We start from the raw sequence: 18,960 nt of genomic DNA, 5'->3' as shown, positions 1-18,960 counted from the left end.
GCGTTCTCATCGCCGAGAATGTTGTCCAGCGGAATGCGGCAGTCCTCGAAGAAGTGCTCTGCCGTATCTTGGGAGTGCATGCCGATCTTCCGCAGCTTCTTGCCCTTGACGAACCCCGACCGGTCGGCCTCCACCAGGAACAGGCTGATCCCCGAGTGCGGGTCGGCCTTGGGGTCGGTCTTGGCCGCGACAATCGCCAAATCGCAAAGCAGGCCGCTGGAGATGAAAGTCTTCTGGCCGTTTATTACCCACTCGTCGCCGTCGCGGATGGCCGTGGTGCGGATCGCGGCCAAGTCCGAGCCGGTGCCGGGCTCGGTCATGTCCACGGCAGTGATCGCCTCGCCCGAGATGCAGCGCGGCAGCCACTTGTGCTTTTGCTCCTCGGAGCCGAAGGCCTCGATGTAGGGCACGACCACGTCGTTGTGCAAGGTGATGAAGAACCCGGTGTGGCCAATGCGCGAGAGCTCCTCGATGTTGATCACCGCGTAGCGGAAGTCCGCGCCCAGACCGCCGTACTTCTCGTCGACCTGCGGGCAGAGAAAACCGTTGTCCCCGGCCTTGGTCCACAGCTCGCGCGGCACGCAGCCGTCCTCGTCCCACTGCTCCTGAAACGGCACAATCTCAATCTCGCAAAAGCGCCGGAACGCCTGGCGGTAGATCTTGTGCTCTTCCTCGTACAGATCGTCGCGCAACAGCTCGTAGTGCTCGAGGTCCATAAACTCACCCTCATCCGATTGGGCGTGAAATGTTTTGGAGAACGATTGAGCTATATCAGATCGCGGGCAAGGAAAACAACGGCGGGCGGAAACAGAACGCTTATCTAAGGCTCGATGATGACCTTGATTGATTCGTCGCCGCGCTCCACCAGGCCGAAGCCCTCTTGGGAGCGCTCCAGGGGCAGGCGGTGGGTGATCATCTCGGACACGCGCAACGACCCGGCGCGGATCAGCTCCAGCGCCCGGATGTGGTCCGCGGGCGCGCCAGCGTAGGAGGTCGTAATTGTGCGCTGGGTGCGCCAAAAAATCTCGTTGAAGTCCAGCGGAAGTTTTACGTCCGGGCCGGTGGGAGCGAATACCAGCAGCGTTCCGCCGCGCTCCAGGCATTGCAGCGCCTGCTCGAAAACCGAGGTCGCGCTCGCACAGATAATCACCACGTCGGCCAGCAGGCCGTTGTTCAGCTCGCGCAGCAGCTCGGGTGTGAGCTGGTCCGCGCTCAACGCGTGGTCCGCGCCAAAGTTCATTGCAGTCGAGAGGCGATAATCGTTGATGTCCGTGGCCACGATCAGCCCGGCCCCCAATGCGCGCGCGCAGTGGATGTGCAGCAGCCCGGCAATGCCCGAGCCGAGCACCAGCACGGTGTCGCCGATCTGCATCTGCGACCTACGGTTGCCGTGCAATGCGCAGGCCACGGGCTCGGCAAACGTCCCCTCCTCAAAGCTCACGGACTCGGGCAGGCGGTAGGTGCCGCGATCGACGTTGATCGCGGGCAGGCGCACGTATTCGCTAAAGCCGCCGGGGTCGAAGGTCGTAGAACGGATCGTGTCGCAGGTGGTCTGCATGCCGCGACGGCAGTAGTGGCAGGTGTTGCACGGAACGTGGTGCGAGGCGGCCACGCGCTCACCGACTTGCCAGCCTTCGACGCCCGGTCCAAGCTGCACGATCTCGCCCGCGATCTCGTGACCGAGCACCAGCGGCACCTTGTGGCGGCGATACCAGAACATCACGTCCGAGCCGCAGATGCCCGAGGCGCGCACGCGCACCAGCATCTCGCCCGGTCCAAGTTTGGGGATCGGCTGCGACTCGACACGCACATCGGCATTGTTGTAATACATCGCCACGCGCATCGAGCCGTCCATCGGGCTTAGTCCGCCTGCTTGGCCAGGTACTTGGAGTAGATCTCGAAGCCCTGGGCCGGGGTCGCCTTCTTGTGCACGATGGCCTTGACCGCCTTGATCATGCCCAGCGGGCTGTCGGACTGGAAAATGTTGCGTCCCATGTCCACGCCCACCGCGCCGCGGTTGATGGCGTTGTACGCCAGCTCCAGGGCCTGCATCTCGCCGATTTTCTTACCGCCGGCAATCACCACCGGCACGGGCACTGTGGCGGGTATGCGCTCGAAATCTTCGCAGTAGTAGGTCTTGACGATGTGCGCGCCAAGCTCCGAGGCAATGCGCGAGGCCAGCGAGAGGTAACGCACGTCGCGGGCCATATCTTTGCCCACGGCGGTCACGGCCAGCACCGGGATGCCGTATTTCTCGCCGAGGTTGACCAGCTCGCTTAGGCCCAGCAGGGTTTGGCGCTCGAAATCGGCGCCCACGAAAATCGAGAGCGCCACGGCGCTGACGTTGAGCCGCACCGCCTCCTCGAAGTCGACGGTGATCCCCTCGTTGGACAGCTCGTTGAGTACGCTGGTCCCGCCGGAAACTCGCAGCACGATCGGCACGTCGGAGCCCGGGTCCACGCAGGTGCGCAGCATGCCGCGGTTGATCATCAGCGCGTCGGCGTGGGGCAGCAGCGGCTTGAGCAGCTTGGCCGGGCTCTCCAGGCCGGACGTGGGTCCGAGAAAATAGCCGTGGTCCACGGCCAACATCACGCAACGCCCGGTCTTCGGATTGATGATCCGCGACAGGCGGTTTTTCATTCCCCAGTCCATGCTCAACCTCCGTTTTCCAATGTACAAATGCGAGTGCAAACTAGCACACGCCGATGGGTGCTTCAACGCTCGGATTTGCTCCCGCGCTCGCGCATTGAGATCGCGTCCTCCGGGCAGACCGCGGCGCACAGTCCGCAGCCGCGACACTGCGCCGCATTGAGCTGCGAGACCTCGCGCCCCCCACGCGTCACAATACTGCGCGCGTCGAAATGGCAGACCGTCACGCACGCGCCGTGCCCTGCACAGCGCTCAAGATCGAGCTGCGGCACAAAGCGCCCGCGCCGGATCACGGTCGAGCCACCGCCCAGGGCCTTGTTGGCCATCAGCGGCACGCAGGTGGCGGACGAGCAGTGGCAGATGCCGGACTCGCCGTCGAGCATCTGGTAAATATTCGAGACCAGGCCCATCTCGAAACATTGCTTTTCCAGGTCCAGCAACTGCTGCTTGCTGATCACCTCATAGGTCTCGAGCTTGGCGAACTTCTCGCCGCTGACCGCGACCTGGATGTCGACGTTAAGCGGAGTCTGGCGGCAATAATCGAGCTTTCCGCCCGGTAAATCGCGCGCGTCGGGGCCCAACATCTCGGCCGTATGCAGTCGGCAGGCGCACGGCCCGCAGGCGATTATGTAATCGTCGGGCAAATCCTGGACGAACTGCACGATCTCCTCGTAGGTCATTACCGTGGTCGCCGCGCTGATCGAGGCCATGCGATCAATCACGCGGTGCACCAATTCCAATGGGAACTTCTCTTCGAGCAGTAGAAAGTTGTAGATCTGCTCCATCACCGCCGGTTCGCACGGGGCGTAGCGCTCAAGCACGACCTCGCGTACCTTCCCCTTCTGATGTTTCCAACGTTTGTCCAACGGATCGTCCCAGGGCCTGCTGCGCATAGTTCGCTCCTCGCTGTTGATTCTACCAGCCTGAATTATTCACGACGGTTCGTCAACGAGGCGCTCAGGGTACTGCAAATACAAGAAGGCCCACCGAAACCTTACACGACGCGGGGCGGCTCGTTGGTCGACGACCAGCGCGGTACGCGAGCGTTGCCGAGGCTCAAAGCCTCCAGCAGCGAGCCATGCGTCCTGAGGACTCGCCATCGACCGCGAACTCGGGGACCTCGCCCTTTGCGCACTTGGGCAAACGTCGATCGCAGCGCGGATAGAACGGGCAGCCGATCTCCGGCGCGGCCGCCACATCGCCCTCGCCCAACGGCGGATCGAAGATCATCCGCGGCTCAAGCCCGGGGACCGAGGCGGTGAGCACCACGGTATAGGGGTGGGCCGGCTGGTCCAATGTCTGCGGCAGCGGGCCGCGCTCCACGATCCGCCCAGCGTACATCACGTGCACCCAGGAGGCCAGCAGCCGCACCACGCGGATGTCGTGGCTGATCAACAGATGCGCCATGCCGCGTTCTGCGGTCAGGTCGGCGATCAGGCGCAGGGCGCGGGCCTGCATCGACAGATCGAGGCTGGCCACGGGCTCGTCGCTGACCAGCAGGTCCGGCTCCGTGGCCAGGGCGCGGGCGATCAGCACGCGTTGGCGTTGGCCGCCGCTGAGCTCGAAGGGCAGCCGTGCGTAGAGCTCGGGCGCCAAATCGACCCGTTGGAAAAGCTCGAGCGTACGTTCGCGGCGTTCGATGCGCGTGCCGCCCATGCCGTGGACCGCCATCGCCTCGCTGACCTGGGCGCCGACCTTCATCCGCGGACTCAGCGCGGCCTGCGGATCCTGGAACACCATTTGGAAGCGTCGACGCAACGCGCGCAGCCCACGGCGCGATTGATCGGCCAGCCGTAGGCCGTCGAACAGCACTTCGCCGTCGTCTGGTTGGTAGAGGCCCACGCTGAGCCGTCCCAAAGTGCTCTTGCCGCAGCCGGACTCGCCGACCAGCCCCACGGTGCTTTGCGCCGGGACCTGCAACGAAACGTCGCGCACCGCGCGCAACACCTTGTCGCGGGAAAAAAAGGTCTTGTTCACCTGCCGCAGATCGAGCAGCGCCGCGCTCATGATTTACCCCGAAGGCTCGAGTCGTACAGATGGCAGGCGGCCCAGCCGTTGCGGCCCGGGATCGGCAGTTGTTGGGGTACTTGCGAATCGCAGACCGCGAAACGCTCGGGACAGCGCGGGTGAAACCGACAGCCCGTTGGATAGTCCGAGGGGTCGGGCACGTTGCCGGGAATGCCCTCGAGACGTTGAATGTCGCGCTGTTGCGTGGCGTGCAGCGCTTTCAGCAGCAACCGCGTGTAAGGATGGGCCGGCCGGCTGAAGATCTCGCCCACCGCGCCGTGTTCCACGATCCGCCCGGCGTACATCACCGCCACCCGCTGGCAGGTCGCGGCGACCACGCCCAAATCGTGGGTGATCAGCAGCAGCGAGGTTCCGCGGTCGCGGCGCAGGCGATTGAGCAACGCCAGAATCTGCGCCTGGATCGTCACGTCCAGGGCGGTCGTCGGCTCGTCGGCCACCAGCAGCTCGACGTCCGCGGCCAGGGTCGAGGCGATCAACGCGCGCTGGCGCATGCCGCCGGAAAGGCGCGAGGGAATCTGCGCCGCACGTTTGAGCGGATCGTCGATCCCGACTTGGGCGAACAGCTCGGCCACGCGCCGTCGCGAGTCAACGCGACCCAGGCCGCCGTGTCGTCGCAACACCTCGTAGGCCGCGTCTCCCGCCGGATAGACCGGATCCATGGCAGCGGCGGGCTCTTGGAAGATCATCGCCGCGCGACTGCCCAGCACCTTGCGCAGTTGCCTGCGCGGCATGCCGATCAGTTCGCTTTGGCCCAGGCGCACACTGCCGCTGACCTTGAACAGCCTGCGCGGCAAAAGTCCCAGGGCGCTGCGCGCCAGCAGGCTCTTGCCGCAGCCCGATTCGCCCACCAGCCCCAGCGCGCAACCACGCTCGATGCTCAGCGATACGTTGTCCACAATGCTCAGCAGCCCGCCTTGCGAACGAAGTTCGGTGGTCAGGCGCCGGATACGCAGGGTTTGCGGCCGGGAATCGGCTGGCGTTGAAATGGCGCTATTCGGTCTTGGCAAGCTGATCGCGGAACTCTTCCTGGGTAACGATGCCCTTCTCGATCAACAGGTCGACCAGGGCCCGCAGACCGCGAAAGGCGACCATCCGGTCGTCCTTCTGGATCACCTTCTCCTCGCCGTGATCGGTCATGATCACGATCTGTTCCTCGTCCGGCAGGTCGATCGCCGCGGGCTTGAGGTCGATCATCTCGTGCAGACACTCGCCATTCTGGCACGAGCGATAACCATCGGAGCTGTAGCAGTGTTCGATGATCTTCTCGATCTGCTCCTCGTCGCCGACCACCGGCGTCACCCGATAGCCGGTGAGGAACTCGACCTGCTCAATCGCCTCGAGGTCGGACGGATCGGCCATCGCCAGCAGCAGACCCTTTTTCGCGGTGCTGGCCTTGGCCACGATCGGCAGCACCTTGAACCTCCAACATACCTCGCGCGGAATGAGCTTGACCGCATCTTCGTTGACCGTGGTGTGTAGAAAATCAATCTTCTGTACGTTGATTTTACGAGCCAGAAAATCGACCAACTGCGCCCTGCTCACCGCCCCCATGCGCACCAAGTTGCGGCCCAGGTTGCCGCCCCAGGAACGCTGATCCGCCATCGCCGAGTCGAATTGGAGCTGGGTGATCTGTCCACTTTCGACCAACATCTCGCCTAGGCGTTTGTCGTTGGGCATCGGGCCTCCTCTCGCAGTTTCAACGCAGGTCGCGCAATGTCGTGTCCGGTCCCGGATCGAGCACAAAAATCGAATCGTCCAGCTCCGGATTGGGACGCGCCGTCTCCACGGTCAGCTCAACGGAGAATCGCTCCGCCCGGTCGGTTCCAGCATATCCGCTGCATACTATCAGCCCGGCCAATAGCATACCGTCCGTCTGATCTAACCGCTCGAGCGTGACGTTCGCCTTTGAGCCATCTTCATATAGATCAAACTCAAAGTTTGTCAACAGGTAAGATCTGCTGTCGACGATCCCGCTGAGTCTACCCTGGCGCACAGCGCGGCCCGCATCCGGCCCCTCCAGCAGCTCGATCGCACCGTCGCGGCCCTTGAGCCGCCCGCTGAACGCCGGGAAAAGCAGCCGCGGATCAAGGGGAAGTCCGGCGAGCCGCTCGAGTACCTGCGGCCCCGGCGGTCCGCTGTAGAGTACGTTGGAGTGCACGTCGAAGACCTGAATCGAATCGTGCGCCTGGACCAGAACCATTGCCGGCATGTACAGCGGATCGAGCAGTTCCAGCCGAATTTCGCCGCCTGCGCCGAGGTGAACCGCGAAATTGGCGAATCCACGCTGGGACCCGCGGCGATAGGTGGCCACGCCCCAGACGCTGAGCGTATTGAGCTCCGCGCTGCGCTGGGCCATGCCCTCGAGCAGCGTCGCACCATCGACCCCCGCCTTAAGGTCCGGCGGCGCAACGCCGCGCGTCGCACAGCCCGCCGTGAGCAACAACAACAGCGCGGCCCACAGCGCCCAACGCCGAACCCGTTGCGGATTCACAAGCCTCCGTCCGCGTCGATCTGCGCGCCCAGGCCCCGAAGCTTATCGATCAGCTCCTGCCGTTGGTCGGGCTCCGGGTCGGACTGCAGCGCCCGGCGGTAGGCATCGATCGCCTGTTGATTGCGGCCCAATTCGGAATAGACGTCGCCCAGGTGACCCAGAACCACCGGCTCGTTGGGCGCCAGTTGCACGGCGCGCTCGAGGTATTGCAAAGCCTGCTCGAAGCGGCCCTGCTTGTAAAACACCCAGCCCAGCGAGTCGATGATGTAGCCGTCGTCGGGCCGCAGCGAATCGGCCTTGATCAGTGCAGCCTCGGCCTGATCGAGGTTCTCGCCGCGTTCCGCATAGCTGTAGCCCAGGAAGTTCAGCGCGCTGACATTCTCCGGATCGAGGCGCAGTACTTTTTTAATCTGGCGTAACGCTTCGTCGCTGCGCTGCTGCTCCTCGAGCACCAACGCCAGGGTGTAGATCAATTCGGCGTTGCGTCGATTGCGGCTTATACCCTGACGCAGCAGTTCCTCGGACTGTTCGTAGCGTTCCAGCCCGGCCAGCGCGATCGCTTCGGAGCGTAGCCAGTAGTCGTTGTCCGGTTGAGCCGCGCGTCCCTCGCGCGAGGTCTCCAGCGCCTGGGGCCAGCGCCTGAGCATGCGCAACGCCTCGACCTGCGAGGCCAGGCCGTCGATGTAATAATCCGAGTCCTGCGCAAGTTGCTCAAGATGTTCCAGGGCCTCCTCGGGACGTCGCTGGTTGAGCAGCACGTTGCCCAGCAACAGCCGCGCGTATTGGTCGTCCGGCTGCTGCTCCAGGCCCACGCGCAACAAGCTCTCGGCCTCGTCGTAGCGTTCGACGTGAAACATGATCATCGCCCGGGTGATGCGCCAAGCGTGCTCGTCCGCGTCGATGGTCCTGATCCGATCGGCCTGCTGCAACGCATCCTCGGCGCGTCCCAGCTCGACCAGCAGCAGGATCACCCGTTCGCGCAACATCCGGTTGCCCGGATCGGCGGTAAGGGCGATCTGGTAGTACTCCAGCGCCCGCTGCACATCACCCTGCTGCTCGCACAGCAGTCCCATGCCCAGTGCCGCGGCCAGATCTCCGGGCCGCTGCTGGAGTACGGTCAGGAACTCGAGCTCGGCGCGCTGTTCGCGGCCGGTGAGCATGCACACCCGCGCCAACAGCAGCCGCGCCTGGGTATGCCCCGGATCTTCGCGCAACAGCGACTCAAACTCGTCAAAGGCCTGCTCGAGTTCTCCGATGTCCACCAGCAGCTCGGCGCGATAGAGCCGACAGTCGGTCTGTGTGGGATCGATCCGGGTGCAGCGATCGTAGGCCTCGAGCGCGGCGTCGCGATCGCCCATGGCCTCGGACAGTCCGGCCAAGGCCATCAGCGCCCGTAGATCGTTCGGATTATCTTGCAAAGTGCGCTCAACGTTGGTCATCGCGCACTGAAAGTCGCCCAGGGTCAGGCAGACCTCGGCCAGCTCGAGATAGGGAAAAGTCCCCGGCTCGGCGCCGGCTGCCGACTCCTCGAGCAAGCGGCGCGCGGCCACGACGTCCCCGCCCATCATCGCCCACTGGGCCAGCGAGTAGCTGTAGTACGACTTGAAATCGCGGTCGATGCGGTTCATCTCCCGCAGGAATTGCAGGTACTGATTGCGCAGATCTTGCGCCTGCTGCGCTTCCTGGTCCTCCGGTTCCGCAGCGGTTGCATCCGCAGGTTGGTAATCGATCGGCTCATGGCCGCGTAGGGCGCAGCCGCCCAATGCGAGCAATCCGAGCACCAATAAAATCGTCGTTGGTTTGCCGAATTTCATGCCGTGCATGGTATCGGCATCCCGCGTTCGCTGTCCATAGCGCAGATCTCCTGTTGATAAATATAGCCCCACGCGATCTGCGTCGAGCATCACTTTATCGACACCCAAACCCGCCGCGATGTTGCAACGATCTTTACCAGGCGGTGCCCAGACGTTTATATTGTCGGCCGGAGGTAACGATGCGCATACTGATCACCGGCGGAGCCGGATTCATCGGCAGCAACTTGGTGCGCCACCTTTGTGCAAACCGCCCCGAGCTGCGTCCGGTTGTGCTCGACAAGCTGACCTACGCCGGTAATTTCGAGACGATCCGCGATCTGGTCGAAGGCGACCGCATCGAGTTCGTCAGAGGCGACATCTGCGATCCCGAGTGCGTCGACCGGGTTCTGGGATCCAATATCGACGCGGTGCTGCACCTGGCGGCCGAAAGCCACGTGGATCGCAGCATCCACAGCGCCGCCGAATTTGTGCGCACCAACGTGCTGGGCACCCAGGTGCTGCTCGAAGCGGCGCTGCGTCACGGCGTGAAGCGCTACGTTCAGGTCAGCACCGACGAGGTCTACGGCAGCCTGGGCCCCGAGGGGCTGTTCACCGAAGAAACGCCGCTGGATCCCTCGAGCCCCTACTCCGCGAGCAAGACCGCCGCCGACCTGCTGGTGCAGGCCTATGTGCGCACCCACGGCTTTCCGGCGATGATCACTCGCTGCTCGAACAACTACGGGCCGCACCAGTTTCCCGAAAAACTGATCCCGCTGTTCACGCTCAACGCCATGGACGACAAACCGCTGCCGCTGTACGGCGACGGCAAGAACGTGCGCGACTGGATCCACGTCGACGACCACTGCCGGGCGCTGGAACTGGTGCTCGAACGCGGAGAGGTCGGCCGGGTCTACAACGTCGGCGGAGGCAACGAGCGCACCAACATCGAGATCACGCAACTGATCCTGCGCGCCCTTGGCAAGCCTCAGTCGCTGATCAAACGCGTGACCGACCGGCCCGGGCACGACCGGCGCTACGCCATTGATTCCAGTCGAATCGAAAGCGAGCTGGGCTGGCTGCCGCAGGTCGACTTCGCCGAGGGGATCGCGCGCACCGTGGACTGGTACCGCAACAACCTGGACTGGTGCAAGCGGATCATCAGCGGCGAGCACGAGCGCTTCTATGACGCCTGGTACGGCCGACGCCTGGCCGAGGCCGACTGAGGGTGCGCTGCCTGGTACTGGGCTGTAATGGGATGCTCGGACGCCGCGTGGTCGAGGCGTTCGCTGCTCACGGACACGAGCTGTGCGCCATGGATCTTCCCGAGGTCGACATCACCGACCCGCAATCGGTCGAGGCGGCGCTGCGCTTCGATCCGCAGTGGGTGATCAACTGTGCGGCCTACACCGCGGTCGACCAGGCCGAGGATCAGCCCGATGCCGCGATGCGCGTCAACGCCCAGGGCCCGCGGGTGCTGGCCGCGGCCCTGGCCGAGCGCTCGACGCGACTGCTGCACATCTCGACCGACTATGTTTTCGACGGAACCAAGCCCGGCCCCTATTGCGAGGACGACCGGCCGCAGCCCCTGGGAGCTTATGCCCGCAGCAAGCTCGCCGGAGAAACCGCGCTGTCGGTGCTTGGCCAACGGGCGACGATCGTACGCACAGCCTGGCTCTACGGCCCGGACGGAGGGCACTTCTTCCGCACCATCGTCCGCCTGGCCCGCGAGCGCGGCGAGCTGTCGGTGGTCGAGGACCAACGCGGAACGCCCACGCTCTCCAACGACCTGGCCGCGGCGATTCTCGAGCTGTGCCGATCGGGCCGCTCGGGCCTGTTCCACGCCACCAACTCCGGCGTCACCACCTGGTACGAGGCGGCCAAAACCTGCTGCGAGATTCTCGGAATCAACATCACAATCCGGCCGGTAAAATCATCGCAAATGCCGCGCAAAGCCCCGCGACCGGCCAACAGCGAACTATGCTGCGATCGGCTGGCCGCGGCCCTGGGCGGGCCGTTGCGCCCCTGGCGCGAGGCGCTGGAGTGCTACCTGACGAAGCTCGAGCCCGCGCTGCGCGAAAATAAGTAGTACCCCTCTTCGCAGAACCAAAACGTGTACAACGCCGCGCTGATCCGCCCCCCTTGCAGGCAGCCCGGGGTGCGGCGCTCGATCCTGCGTTCCAAACGATAACCCTCCCAACCCAGGGCCAGAGCGGGGAAACGCTCCATCTCGCGCCCTTGTGGATCTATCCCGCGGCTGCTTGCCTCCAACGCCGGAACCAGCAGCTGCGCCGGACGCTGGCTTTGCGTACCGTCGATCCGCGGCAGCCCTGAGACCTGCTCGCATTGATTCGAGCGTAGGCTGTTCAACAGTGTCGGCTCAGCCCCCTGGCGGCCGACGAGCTGGTCCAGACGCTGGGGCACCTGCGGCGTGATCAGCGCCTGGACCAGCAGCGTCTGGACAACCAGCGCCGCGATCGCGGCGACCAACACGGCTCTTGCCAGAACCGCGGGCAGTCTGCGCCCGAGACCCGAGAGCTCGTGCACCAGCAGCGCGGCGGCAACGACGCACAGCGGAAGCACGGGCAGCAGGTAGGGGTAATCCAGCCGCCCGATGCGCAGAGGTACGGCCAAAATGTAGATCAACAGCGGCCAGGCCAGCTCGGGCAGACGCGTTCGCCGCGCGCCGACCACAAACCAAATTCCGCCCAGCGCCAGCAGCGAGAGGGCCAGCGAGCTGCAGGCTCGCACCAGCGCCCAGGGCAGCAGCAGCGGTAGCGTGTACAGCGGCTGCTGTCCCTGATGCCAATAGGCCCAGGAGAGCGAGTCCGGATCGCCCGACAGATAGCGCTGCAAATGGCTGAAGTAGATCTGCGGATCGATCCAGACCAGGCTCAGCAGCGCCACTGCACCGCCGAACACCGCCAGGGCCAGCGAGCCATGTGCAACGAATGACAGCGGCCGACCACGCGCCTTGGCCCCGGCGTAGATCAACCACGGATAGGCGAGCATCGCCCAACCGAACAACTCCTTGGTGCAAAACGCGCAGGCCGAAAACAGTCCCAGAGCCGCGGCCCAGGCCGACGATCCGCTGCGGTTCAAGCGCTCGAGGCTCACCAGGCTGAGCAGCGTATAGAACAGAAACGGCGCGTTGACGTCGATGCTCAGGGCATGGGACGCCAGTGCCGGGTGGATGCCCAGCAGCGCCGCGGCGAGCAGCGAGCGCCGCAGGCCCCAACGCGGCCTGAGCAGGAGATAGAGCAGCGGCGCGCACAACGCGGCCAGCAGGCAGTGCAGCCAGGCGCAGCCGAGCATCCTCGCGGCGATCAACTCGCGTCCTGTCAAGTTGCCCGGTGTCAGCAACTCCAACGACCGCAACGGCAGCCAATCCAGCAGATATGCGCCCGGGCCGTACTTGAGCTGGTACAAACCGGAGCGCTCGCCTTGAAAGATCACGGCCGCCACATGGAAATGCCCGTCGCTCATCGCCGCGACCTGTTGGCGATACTGCGCCCCGGGCCACAGCGGCCGCGAGTAGAGCATGAACAGCGCCAGGGTCAGCGCGACCGCGATCAGCAGTCTTCGCAGAATCGGATTAAAGGGGCTCATCGGCGTTTGCGGGCCCGCGTTCATCCGGCAGGTGGACAAGACCCTGTTCGATTAAAATCGCGGCCAGGCGCTTGGCGATGCGGTAGTAGCCGCGTTCGTTGGGATGCATGTCCGGGTGTGAGATCAGGGCGTTGGCATAGGCCGGCATGCCGGCGATCGGGAAGTTCTGGTTCACAAAAAACACGTTGTCGTTCTCGTCGGCCACCAGCCGCATCGCCCGATCGACGAAACCGAACGGCTCCCAATAGTTCATCATCACCAGCGTGGTGCCCAGCTGGGCACAGCGGTCAGCTGCGGTGCGATAGTCCTGCAGCGCCCATTGGTAGAGGAACGGCTCGCGCCGGGTGGGCACGAACTGGCCGTAGTTAAAGTTCTGGTCGTCCACCCGCGGATCGCGGTCCGCGCGCAGCTCGCGAAAGCGCTGGATCGTCATCTTCGAGATGCGGTAGGCGCCGGAGTGGGCCAGCATGTAATCCAGTCGTTCGGGCAGCGACATCTCGCGCACGTGCTCGGGCAAAATCGAGGCGTTGCGTAGGGAGTTCATATTGTTCTTGCCCACGCACAGCACCAGCAGGTCGGGCTTGACCGGCGACTGCTCGATGAAGCTCTCCAACTCGAGCAAGGCGTCGGAGCTGTTGTGCCCCGGCTGGCCCAGGTTGAGCACCGCAAAGCCCTGCATGCCCGCGCGCTCGTTGAGCACCAGCTCGAGTGTCGTTGGATAGTCGCGGCCCTTGGGCGCGCCCACGCCGTAAGTGTGTGAATCGCCCAGGCAGATGATCAGCGTCGAATCGGGTCCGCTGACGCCGATTTGCATGCCCGCGAAGTCGGGGCGCTCATAGACCGCCCAGCTGAGCAGGCCCACGATCAGCTCGATGATCAGCAGCGTCAGGATCAGCGAGAAAAACAACGCGCCAAAGTAGAAGTACCACGGTCGTGGTTTGCCGGCGCGGTCGTCCTTTGCGAACATCGTCGTCTCAGAATCCGGGCATGCGGATCGTCTCGCCGGGTTTGGGCCAATCGATCGGCCCCTGGATCACGCGCTTGCCGAACACGCCCTCGGGCGTGGCGACCCACAGCACTCCGCGATCGTCGAGCTCGATGTCGAGCACGTCGGAGAAACTCCGGTTCTTGTCGATCCTGATCTGCTCCCAGCTTGCGGACGATCCGTTGTCGCGACGCACGAACACGCCTTGGGTTGTGGCCACGAACAGCCGCTGCTTATAGCTCAACAGATCGGTCACCCGCTTGCCGGAGACCGGCCCGCTGTCGACCTGTTGCCAGCGACCGTTGCTGAAGTACATCAGCCCGGCGCCGCCCCGGCTGCGCCCCATCGAGTCGATCGTCCCGCCGAAACCGAACCAGACCCGGCCGCGTTCGTCCGCCGCGGCGCAGCTGGCCGCCACGTCCAGCAGCGGTGCGGTGCCCGGATAGTCGTAGCGCTCGCGACGGTAAATCTTGCGCACGCAGGTGTCCGAGGGGTCGTGGTAATCCTCGCAGCTCTCGGACTCGCGCCACAATGAATGTTGCTTGATATGGCTGCGATAGGTCTTGCTCGGGATGTTGTACTGGCTGATCCCCTGCTGGGTAAGCATCCAGATGTCCTCGGCCGTGCCCAGCACCTCGAAGATCGTGTCCGAGACAATGTCGCGCTTGCCGCGCGAGCGCATCTGGTAATCAACGTACTCGCGAATCTCGATAATCTCGAGGGTCACCCGGCGGGTCTTCTTCTTGCCATCGCGGGTGGTGATCGTGTAGCTGACCTTTTTCCGATAGCGGCGGCGGTCCTCGCGATGGTCGGTCTGATGGGCGTCGTAGGTCTCGTCGAAGCGTCGCCAGCGCACTTTTTTCTGGTCAAAGGCGAACAGGTCGCCGGTGGCAAAAAGAATCGTGTGCCCGGACTCGTCAATGTCCAGCACGCTGGGCGTGGTGCTGAACAGCAGGTAATCGCGCTCCAGGCCGCCCCCGCGCTGATCAAAGGTCATCCAGTCGTCGAAGGTCGTGCCGCGGCCAAGCTGCGGATCGAAGTTCATCGCGCCGCTGTTGGTGCCGATCCAGACCGTGCCGTCGTTGCGCGCCTTGACGCGGTTTACGCGGTCCGAGGGCAGGTCCACGCTGAACTCGCCCAGCAGCCGAGCCTCGTGGGTCTCGGTGTCGATCTGCACCACTCCGGACTTGCCGCTGAGTCCCTTGGCGCGAGGCACGAACCACAGGTACTTGCCGCGCGCCGCCAATACGCGGTTGGTGGCCCTGGGGTGGCGAACCGAGCCGTACCATCGGTCGTCGATCATGTTCTGCGACACCGAGTCGTTAATCGACGAGGCCGGTTTTAACTGGTAGTGGTACCAGCCATCACCGACCGTGCTGCGGAACTTGTCCGGTATCGGCGAATAGTTGAGGCTCTTGTCGGGCAGAAAGTAATTGCCGTAGGCGCAGCCGGCGCAAAGCAGCGCGAACGTCAGCAGCAGAACCGTTGTGCGTAGGCGCATCATCCCTCCCCCGGCGATTGGTTGTCGTGCTCCAGATCCCGGGCCGCGCGGCTGAACGTGCCGTGCTTGACCATCAGAATCAGCGCACCGAGCACCACGGCGAACCAGAGGGTGGCGCAACGGATCACGATCGTCGCGGCCCCGGCCTCCCCCGGCGTCAGCGGCACGCCGGACATCAGCGTCGAGTTCTGCAGCATCGCCAGCATCGTGCCCTCGGTGATGAACAGCCCGCCGGGGCTGATCGCGCCGAAGATCGTGCCCAGGCTATAGATGAAGGTCGCGGACAGCGCGCTGGCGTGCTCGCGCAATTGCCGCAGCACAATCCAGAATCCCGCACACTCGCAGGCCCAGGCCATTACGCTGAGCAGCGTGGCGACCAACAGGCGGTGCAATCGCGTGAGAAAATAGGTCGATTCGTAGGCCGTGCGAATCTTGTCGCCGATCATGCGTAGCGGCCCGAACTGTTCGAGCAGCCCGATCAGCCACAGGCTCAAGCGCCGGTTGCCGATCACCAGCACCACCGCCACCAGCAGCGCCATGACAATGGCCGCGGCCAAGCGGTAGCTCGAGGCCGTCAGGTAGAGAAATCCCAATCCGGCGAGAATCAGCAGGGCGAAGAAGTCGGTCAGCCGCTCGGCGATCACGATCGGAGCCGAGACGCTGATCGGCGTTCCGGTCACCTGCTTGAGAAAATAGCTCTTGATCACCTCGCCGAACTTTCCCGGACTGATGGTCATCACCAGTCCCGAGAGGAAAACCACCAGACTGCGGCCCACGGTGATGCGTATTCTGAGCTGTCCCAGGTAGTAGTGCCATTTGGCGAAGCGGAACAGGTAGTTGGTGAAGCTCAGCGCCACGAGAGCCAAAAACAGCGCCGGATGGAAACGGCCCAGGGCGTCGATCAGCTCCGAACGTCCCGAATAGACGATCACTCCCAGAAATACCAGCGCGCCGAGCACGACCCCGATCAGGATATTGCGCCGCATTGTGCCTTGGGCCGACATGCTCCTCCCTGTGTACTGATAACTGTTTGCTAGCCTGGAATATTCGCGCGCCTTCGTCAACGCCAGCTTGGAGCTGGAGCATCTCTCGCAAGCGGACCATCCGCGTAATTCAACCACCTTCCCCGCGACGTGGATTGGATCGTTGGTAATCGATACAGCAGGAGCCAGCTTGGAGCTGGCACCTTGTAGGTGCCCGCATGGCACACGAGCGAACCATGCACATTGCTATACGATGCTCTCCGCGACTTTATCGAAGCGTTGAGCAACGACCAGAGAAGTACGCAAGCGTTGCCGCCCGGCTCAAAGCCGGAACCTTGACTGTCTCTGTGCCGCGCTTCTATGATGCATAGTGCAGGTAATAGCAGTATACTGATCAATATTTCATGCGATTGTGAGGGCTCGATGAATAAACGCCAGCGCTTCCTGGCCGCCAAGCTCGCCGAACGTTTGCTCGGTAAAGAAGAGAGCGCGCGGATGCAGGATATTAAAATCAACGACATCGGATTTGGTTACGACCAATTCGGCATGGAGCGCGAGGCGGCGATCCTGGCCTACGCCGTGTCGAAATTCATCTACGACAAGTGGTTCCGCGTTGAGAGCCATGGGCACGCCAACGTGCCGAAAAAAGGGCGAGCAATCATCGTACCCAACCATTCGGGCGTGCTGCCCATCGACGCTGCGATGATCGGCGTGGACCTAATCAAGGAACTCGATCCGCCGCGGACGATGCGTGCGATGGTCGACAATTTCATGGGATTCCTGCCGTTCGTCAACACGTTGTTCTACCGCGTCGGCCAGATGGTCGGTCACCTGCGCAACTTCGAGGTACTGCTGGAGAACGAAGAGATGGTCGCCGTGTTCCCCGAGGGAGCGCGCGGCACGGGCAAGCTGTTTCACCAGCGCTACAAGCTGCTGCCGTTCAACGTCGGGTTCGTCGAGCTCGCCCTGCGCTTCAAGGCTCCGATTATACCCACGGCCGTGATCGGCGCCGAGGAGCAGGCGCCGATGCTCTACGACTTTAAACCGCTGGCCAGGGCGTTGCGCTTCCCCTACTTCCCGATTACTCCGCTCTTCCCCTGGATCGGCCCGTTGGGGATCGTCCCCCTGCCGGTCAAGTACCATATCTACTACGGCGAGCCGATCAAGCTCTACGAGGAGTACGGCGCGGAAACGATCGATGACCCCGAGAAGGTCCGAATGCTCGCCGAACGCGTACAGCTCACGGTCCAACGAATGATCGACGAGGGACTCAAGGAGCGCGAGTCGATCTTCGGCCTGGCGCACGAGATGGACCCCAACCGACAACGCCTGATGCAGCGGGTTAATTAAGGAGGGGATCGTGGCAGCTGACAAGAGAAACGTCTTGATTGCCGGTGTCACCAGCTCAATAGGGCGCCAGCTGGCCCTGCACTTGTACAACGACAAGCGCGTGGGCGTGGTCTTCGGCGCGGCCCAGGAGGAGCGGCCCTACTACTTCCGCGACCTGGATCCCGAGCGCTTCGTGTACAAGCAGCTCAACATTCTCAAAAAGCGCGAACTGCGCAACCTGTTCCTCAGTCGGCGCTTTAAAACCTCGCGAATCAACACCGTAATCCACCTGGCGTTCAACAATCGCCCGATTCGCGGCGAGGACATTCACGCGCTCAACGTACTGGGCACCAAGGCCTTGATCGAGCAGTGCCTCAAGACCAAGGGCATCAACAAGTTTATCTTTAAAAGCTCCGACGTGGTCTACAAGCTGCGGCCGCACAATCCAATCCTGCTCGACGAGAACGCCGACCTGAACTTCGACACGGGCGCCGACCAGTGGATCAAAGACCGCGTGGACGCCGACATGATCTGCCGCTCGTACATGGACGACAAGCGGATCAACATCGTCGTGCTGCGCGTGAGCAATATCATCGGCCGCAACATCAGCGGGCAGCTCAACTCCTACTTCGATTCCAAGCTGGTGTTCAAGACCCTCGGGTTCAACCCGATGATCAACCTGATTCACATGAAGGACGTGATCCAGTCGCTACGGCTGGCGATCTTCAAAGCCAAAGTCCGCGGGATCTTCAACATCGGTGGGAACGACACCGCGCCGATCACCACCTTTGCCGAGCTCAACGGCTCGAGCTGTGTGAGCATGCCCGCGCCGCTGCTGGGTCCGATCAACCGCCTGCAACGCACCTTGGGAATGACCGACTACTACTATTCGGTCGACGCCGACCGGATGAAATATTCCTGCCTGCTCGATACGGCCAAAGCGCGCAAGGTGCTGGGATTCAATCCCACGGGACGGGTCGAGTTCAGCTAGCCTGGGATATGAGGGTTCTACTGCGACGTACAAGCCGCCCGCGGCTCATTCATTATCTGGATTGAATCCTCAGCAAAGTCACCGTAGATTGAGGGCGATGAAATTCCGGCGCTTGCCTGCGAGATTCACAGCCGCGCTGTTATTGGCAGCGGCGTTGCTGTTGCTCTGCGCGTCGGTTGCAGCGGCCCAGACCGCGGAGCTGCGAATCGAATCCGCGGACGTGCAATACGTGCTAAACGACCCGGGGATGAGCATCCGTCTCGAGCTGCAGGTCGCGGTGCCCCAAGGCTCGGAGCCGATCGAGGAGCTGTTCTTCAACGCACCGGTCAACGTCATCTCCGGGGGCGCGCGCCTGCTGATCGACGATAACGCGCTGGGCTCGGTCAGCGTGCCGCGCTATCAGCCGCAACGCGTCGAGGCTGCGCTCGACCCGGGCGACCTGGCGCCGGGCTCGCGGCATCGGCTGACTTTGCTGCTCGACGTGGACTACGTCATCGAGAGCGACCAGCAAAACACGGAGCTGATGTCCGTGATTCTCAAGCCGCCGTTTCCCGGCGGAGTGGAGCTTCTGGGTCCCAGCGATCTGCACAGCACGATCGTGCTG

The 18,960-nt window shown here is 63.4% G+C and carries 18 protein-coding genes; 5 read left to right on the top strand and 13 right to left on the bottom strand.

Annotated elements, in window-relative coordinates; genetic code table 11:
• From P9M14_15355 to P9M14_15315, 9 genes are all read right to left on the bottom strand, one after another.
• Positions 1 to 716: acyl-CoA dehydrogenase family protein (locus tag P9M14_15355; protein ID MDP8257123.1), on the bottom strand; the 716-nt coding region annotated here is incomplete at its 3' end.
• Between the two features lie 104 nt (positions 717 to 820).
• The gene (locus P9M14_15350; GenBank protein MDP8257122.1) at positions 821 to 1,855 is read right to left on the bottom strand and encodes a zinc-dependent dehydrogenase; all 1,035 of its coding nucleotides are present in this window, start codon (positions 1,853 to 1,855) and stop codon (positions 821 to 823) included.
• 5 nt (positions 1,856 to 1,860) lie between these two features.
• Complete coding sequence (lsrF, locus tag P9M14_15345) at positions 1,861 to 2,781, bottom strand: 3-hydroxy-5-phosphonooxypentane-2,4-dione thiolase (protein MDP8257121.1); 921 nt, start codon at positions 2,779 to 2,781, stop codon at positions 1,861 to 1,863.
• Positions 2,715 to 3,542 carry a 4Fe-4S binding protein gene (locus P9M14_15340; GenBank protein MDP8257120.1) on the bottom strand — a complete coding sequence of 276 codons (828 nt, stop codon included), beginning with the start codon at positions 3,540 to 3,542 and terminating at the stop codon, positions 2,715 to 2,717. Before P9M14_15340 ends, lsrF begins: the two co-directional genes overlap by 67 nt.
• 163 nt (positions 3,543 to 3,705) lie before the next feature.
• Entirely contained in the window at positions 3,706 to 4,656 is a 951-nt protein-coding gene (locus tag P9M14_15335; GenBank protein ID MDP8257119.1) for an ABC transporter ATP-binding protein, read from the bottom strand.
• Positions 4,653 to 5,684 carry an ABC transporter ATP-binding protein gene (locus P9M14_15330; protein ID MDP8257118.1) on the bottom strand — a complete coding sequence of 344 codons (1,032 nt, stop codon included), beginning with the start codon at positions 5,682 to 5,684 and terminating at the stop codon, positions 4,653 to 4,655. Before P9M14_15330 ends, P9M14_15335 begins: the two co-directional genes overlap by 4 nt.
• Positions 5,668 to 6,354 carry a hypothetical protein gene (locus tag P9M14_15325; GenBank protein MDP8257117.1) on the bottom strand — a complete coding sequence of 229 codons (687 nt, stop codon included), beginning with the start codon at positions 6,352 to 6,354 and terminating at the stop codon, positions 5,668 to 5,670. Before P9M14_15325 ends, P9M14_15330 begins: the two co-directional genes overlap by 17 nt.
• Before the next feature lie 19 nt (positions 6,355 to 6,373).
• Entirely contained in the window at positions 6,374 to 7,168 is a 795-nt protein-coding gene (locus P9M14_15320) for a hypothetical protein (protein ID MDP8257116.1), read from the bottom strand.
• Positions 7,165 to 8,991: a tetratricopeptide repeat protein gene (locus P9M14_15315; protein ID MDP8257115.1), complete on the bottom strand. Its 1,827-nt coding sequence runs from the start codon at positions 8,989 to 8,991 to the stop codon at positions 7,165 to 7,167. The genes P9M14_15320 and P9M14_15315 overlap by 4 nt, the downstream gene beginning before the upstream one ends.
• A gap of 170 nt (positions 8,992 to 9,161) precedes the next feature.
• Here P9M14_15315 and rfbB point away from each other — a divergent pair, with 170 nt between their 5' ends.
• Both rfbB and rfbD read left to right on the top strand, forming a co-directional pair.
• On the top strand, positions 9,162 to 10,184 hold the full coding sequence (rfbB, locus tag P9M14_15310; protein MDP8257114.1) for a dTDP-glucose 4,6-dehydratase: 1,023 nt from the start codon (positions 9,162 to 9,164) through the stop codon (positions 10,182 to 10,184).
• A gap of 2 nt (positions 10,185 to 10,186) precedes the next feature.
• Positions 10,187 to 11,047: a dTDP-4-dehydrorhamnose reductase gene (rfbD, locus tag P9M14_15305; protein ID MDP8257113.1), complete on the top strand. Its 861-nt coding sequence runs from the start codon at positions 10,187 to 10,189 to the stop codon at positions 11,045 to 11,047.
• Here rfbD and P9M14_15300 read toward each other — a convergent pair.
• Genes P9M14_15300 through P9M14_15285 form a run of 4 tightly spaced genes read right to left on the bottom strand, consistent with a single transcriptional unit; the run spans position 11,005 to position 16,057 of the window.
• Positions 11,005 to 12,567 (bottom strand): phospholipid carrier-dependent glycosyltransferase, encoded by a 1,563-nt coding sequence (locus P9M14_15300; protein ID MDP8257112.1) that lies wholly within the window; start codon positions 12,565 to 12,567, stop codon positions 11,005 to 11,007. The genes rfbD and P9M14_15300 overlap by 43 nt on opposite strands.
• A complete protein-coding gene (locus tag P9M14_15295) occupies positions 12,554 to 13,534 on the bottom strand; it encodes an SGNH/GDSL hydrolase family protein (protein MDP8257111.1) in 981 nt (326 codons plus the stop codon). Before P9M14_15295 ends, P9M14_15300 begins: the two co-directional genes overlap by 14 nt.
• Positions 13,535 to 13,541: 7 nt before the next feature.
• On the bottom strand, positions 13,542 to 15,053 hold the full coding sequence (locus tag P9M14_15290; GenBank protein MDP8257110.1) for a hypothetical protein: 1,512 nt from the start codon (positions 15,051 to 15,053) through the stop codon (positions 13,542 to 13,544).
• Positions 15,053 to 16,057, bottom strand: coding sequence for a lysylphosphatidylglycerol synthase transmembrane domain-containing protein (locus P9M14_15285; GenBank protein MDP8257109.1), 1,005 nt, complete (start codon positions 16,055 to 16,057; stop codon positions 15,053 to 15,055). Before P9M14_15285 ends, P9M14_15290 begins: the two co-directional genes overlap by 1 nt.
• A gap of 402 nt (positions 16,058 to 16,459) precedes the next feature.
• Here P9M14_15285 and P9M14_15280 point away from each other — a divergent pair, with 402 nt between their 5' ends.
• The 3 genes from P9M14_15280 to P9M14_15270 all read left to right on the top strand — a co-directional run.
• Positions 16,460 to 17,386, top strand: coding sequence for a lysophospholipid acyltransferase family protein (locus P9M14_15280; GenBank protein MDP8257108.1), 927 nt, complete (start codon positions 16,460 to 16,462; stop codon positions 17,384 to 17,386).
• A 10-nt stretch (positions 17,387 to 17,396) separates the two neighbouring features.
• Positions 17,397 to 18,356, top strand: coding sequence for an NAD-dependent epimerase/dehydratase family protein (locus P9M14_15275; protein MDP8257107.1), 960 nt, complete (start codon positions 17,397 to 17,399; stop codon positions 18,354 to 18,356).
• A gap of 97 nt (positions 18,357 to 18,453) precedes the next feature.
• On the top strand, positions 18,454 to 18,960 hold a 507-nt coding region (locus P9M14_15270), incomplete at its 3' end, for a hypothetical protein (GenBank protein ID MDP8257106.1).

The organism is Candidatus Alcyoniella australis (assembly GCA_030765605.1).
Lineage (GTDB): Bacteria > Lernaellota > Lernaellaia > JAVCCG01 > Alcyoniellaceae > Alcyoniella > Alcyoniella australis.
This window is presented reverse-complemented; position numbering and strand designations above follow the sequence as displayed.

Coding starts and splice junctions, on each gene's coding strand:
- P9M14_15335 (MDP8257119.1), bottom strand. CDS start 4,656: ATGAGCGCGGCGCTGCTCGATCTGCGGCAGGTGAACAAGACCTTTTTT.
- P9M14_15300 (MDP8257112.1), bottom strand. CDS start 12,567: ATGAGCCCCTTTAATCCGATTCTGCGAAGACTGCTGATCGCGGTCGCG.
- P9M14_15290 (MDP8257110.1), bottom strand. CDS start 15,053: ATGCGCCTACGCACAACGGTTCTGCTGCTGACGTTCGCGCTGCTTTGC.
- P9M14_15280 (MDP8257108.1), top strand. CDS start 16,460: ATGAATAAACGCCAGCGCTTCCTGGCCGCCAAGCTCGCCGAACGTTTG.
- P9M14_15350 (MDP8257122.1), bottom strand. CDS start 1,855: ATGGACGGCTCGATGCGCGTGGCGATGTATTACAACAATGCCGATGTG.
- P9M14_15325 (MDP8257117.1), bottom strand. CDS start 6,354: ATGCCCAACGACAAACGCCTAGGCGAGATGTTGGTCGAAAGTGGACAG.
- rfbB (MDP8257114.1), top strand. CDS start 9,162: ATGCGCATACTGATCACCGGCGGAGCCGGATTCATCGGCAGCAACTTG.
- P9M14_15315 (MDP8257115.1), bottom strand. CDS start 8,991: ATGCACGGCATGAAATTCGGCAAACCAACGACGATTTTATTGGTGCTC.
- P9M14_15340 (MDP8257120.1), bottom strand. CDS start 3,542: ATGCGCAGCAGGCCCTGGGACGATCCGTTGGACAAACGTTGGAAACAT.
- P9M14_15295 (MDP8257111.1), bottom strand. CDS start 13,534: ATGTTCGCAAAGGACGACCGCGCCGGCAAACCACGACCGTGGTACTTC.
- P9M14_15285 (MDP8257109.1), bottom strand. CDS start 16,057: ATGTCGGCCCAAGGCACAATGCGGCGCAATATCCTGATCGGGGTCGTG.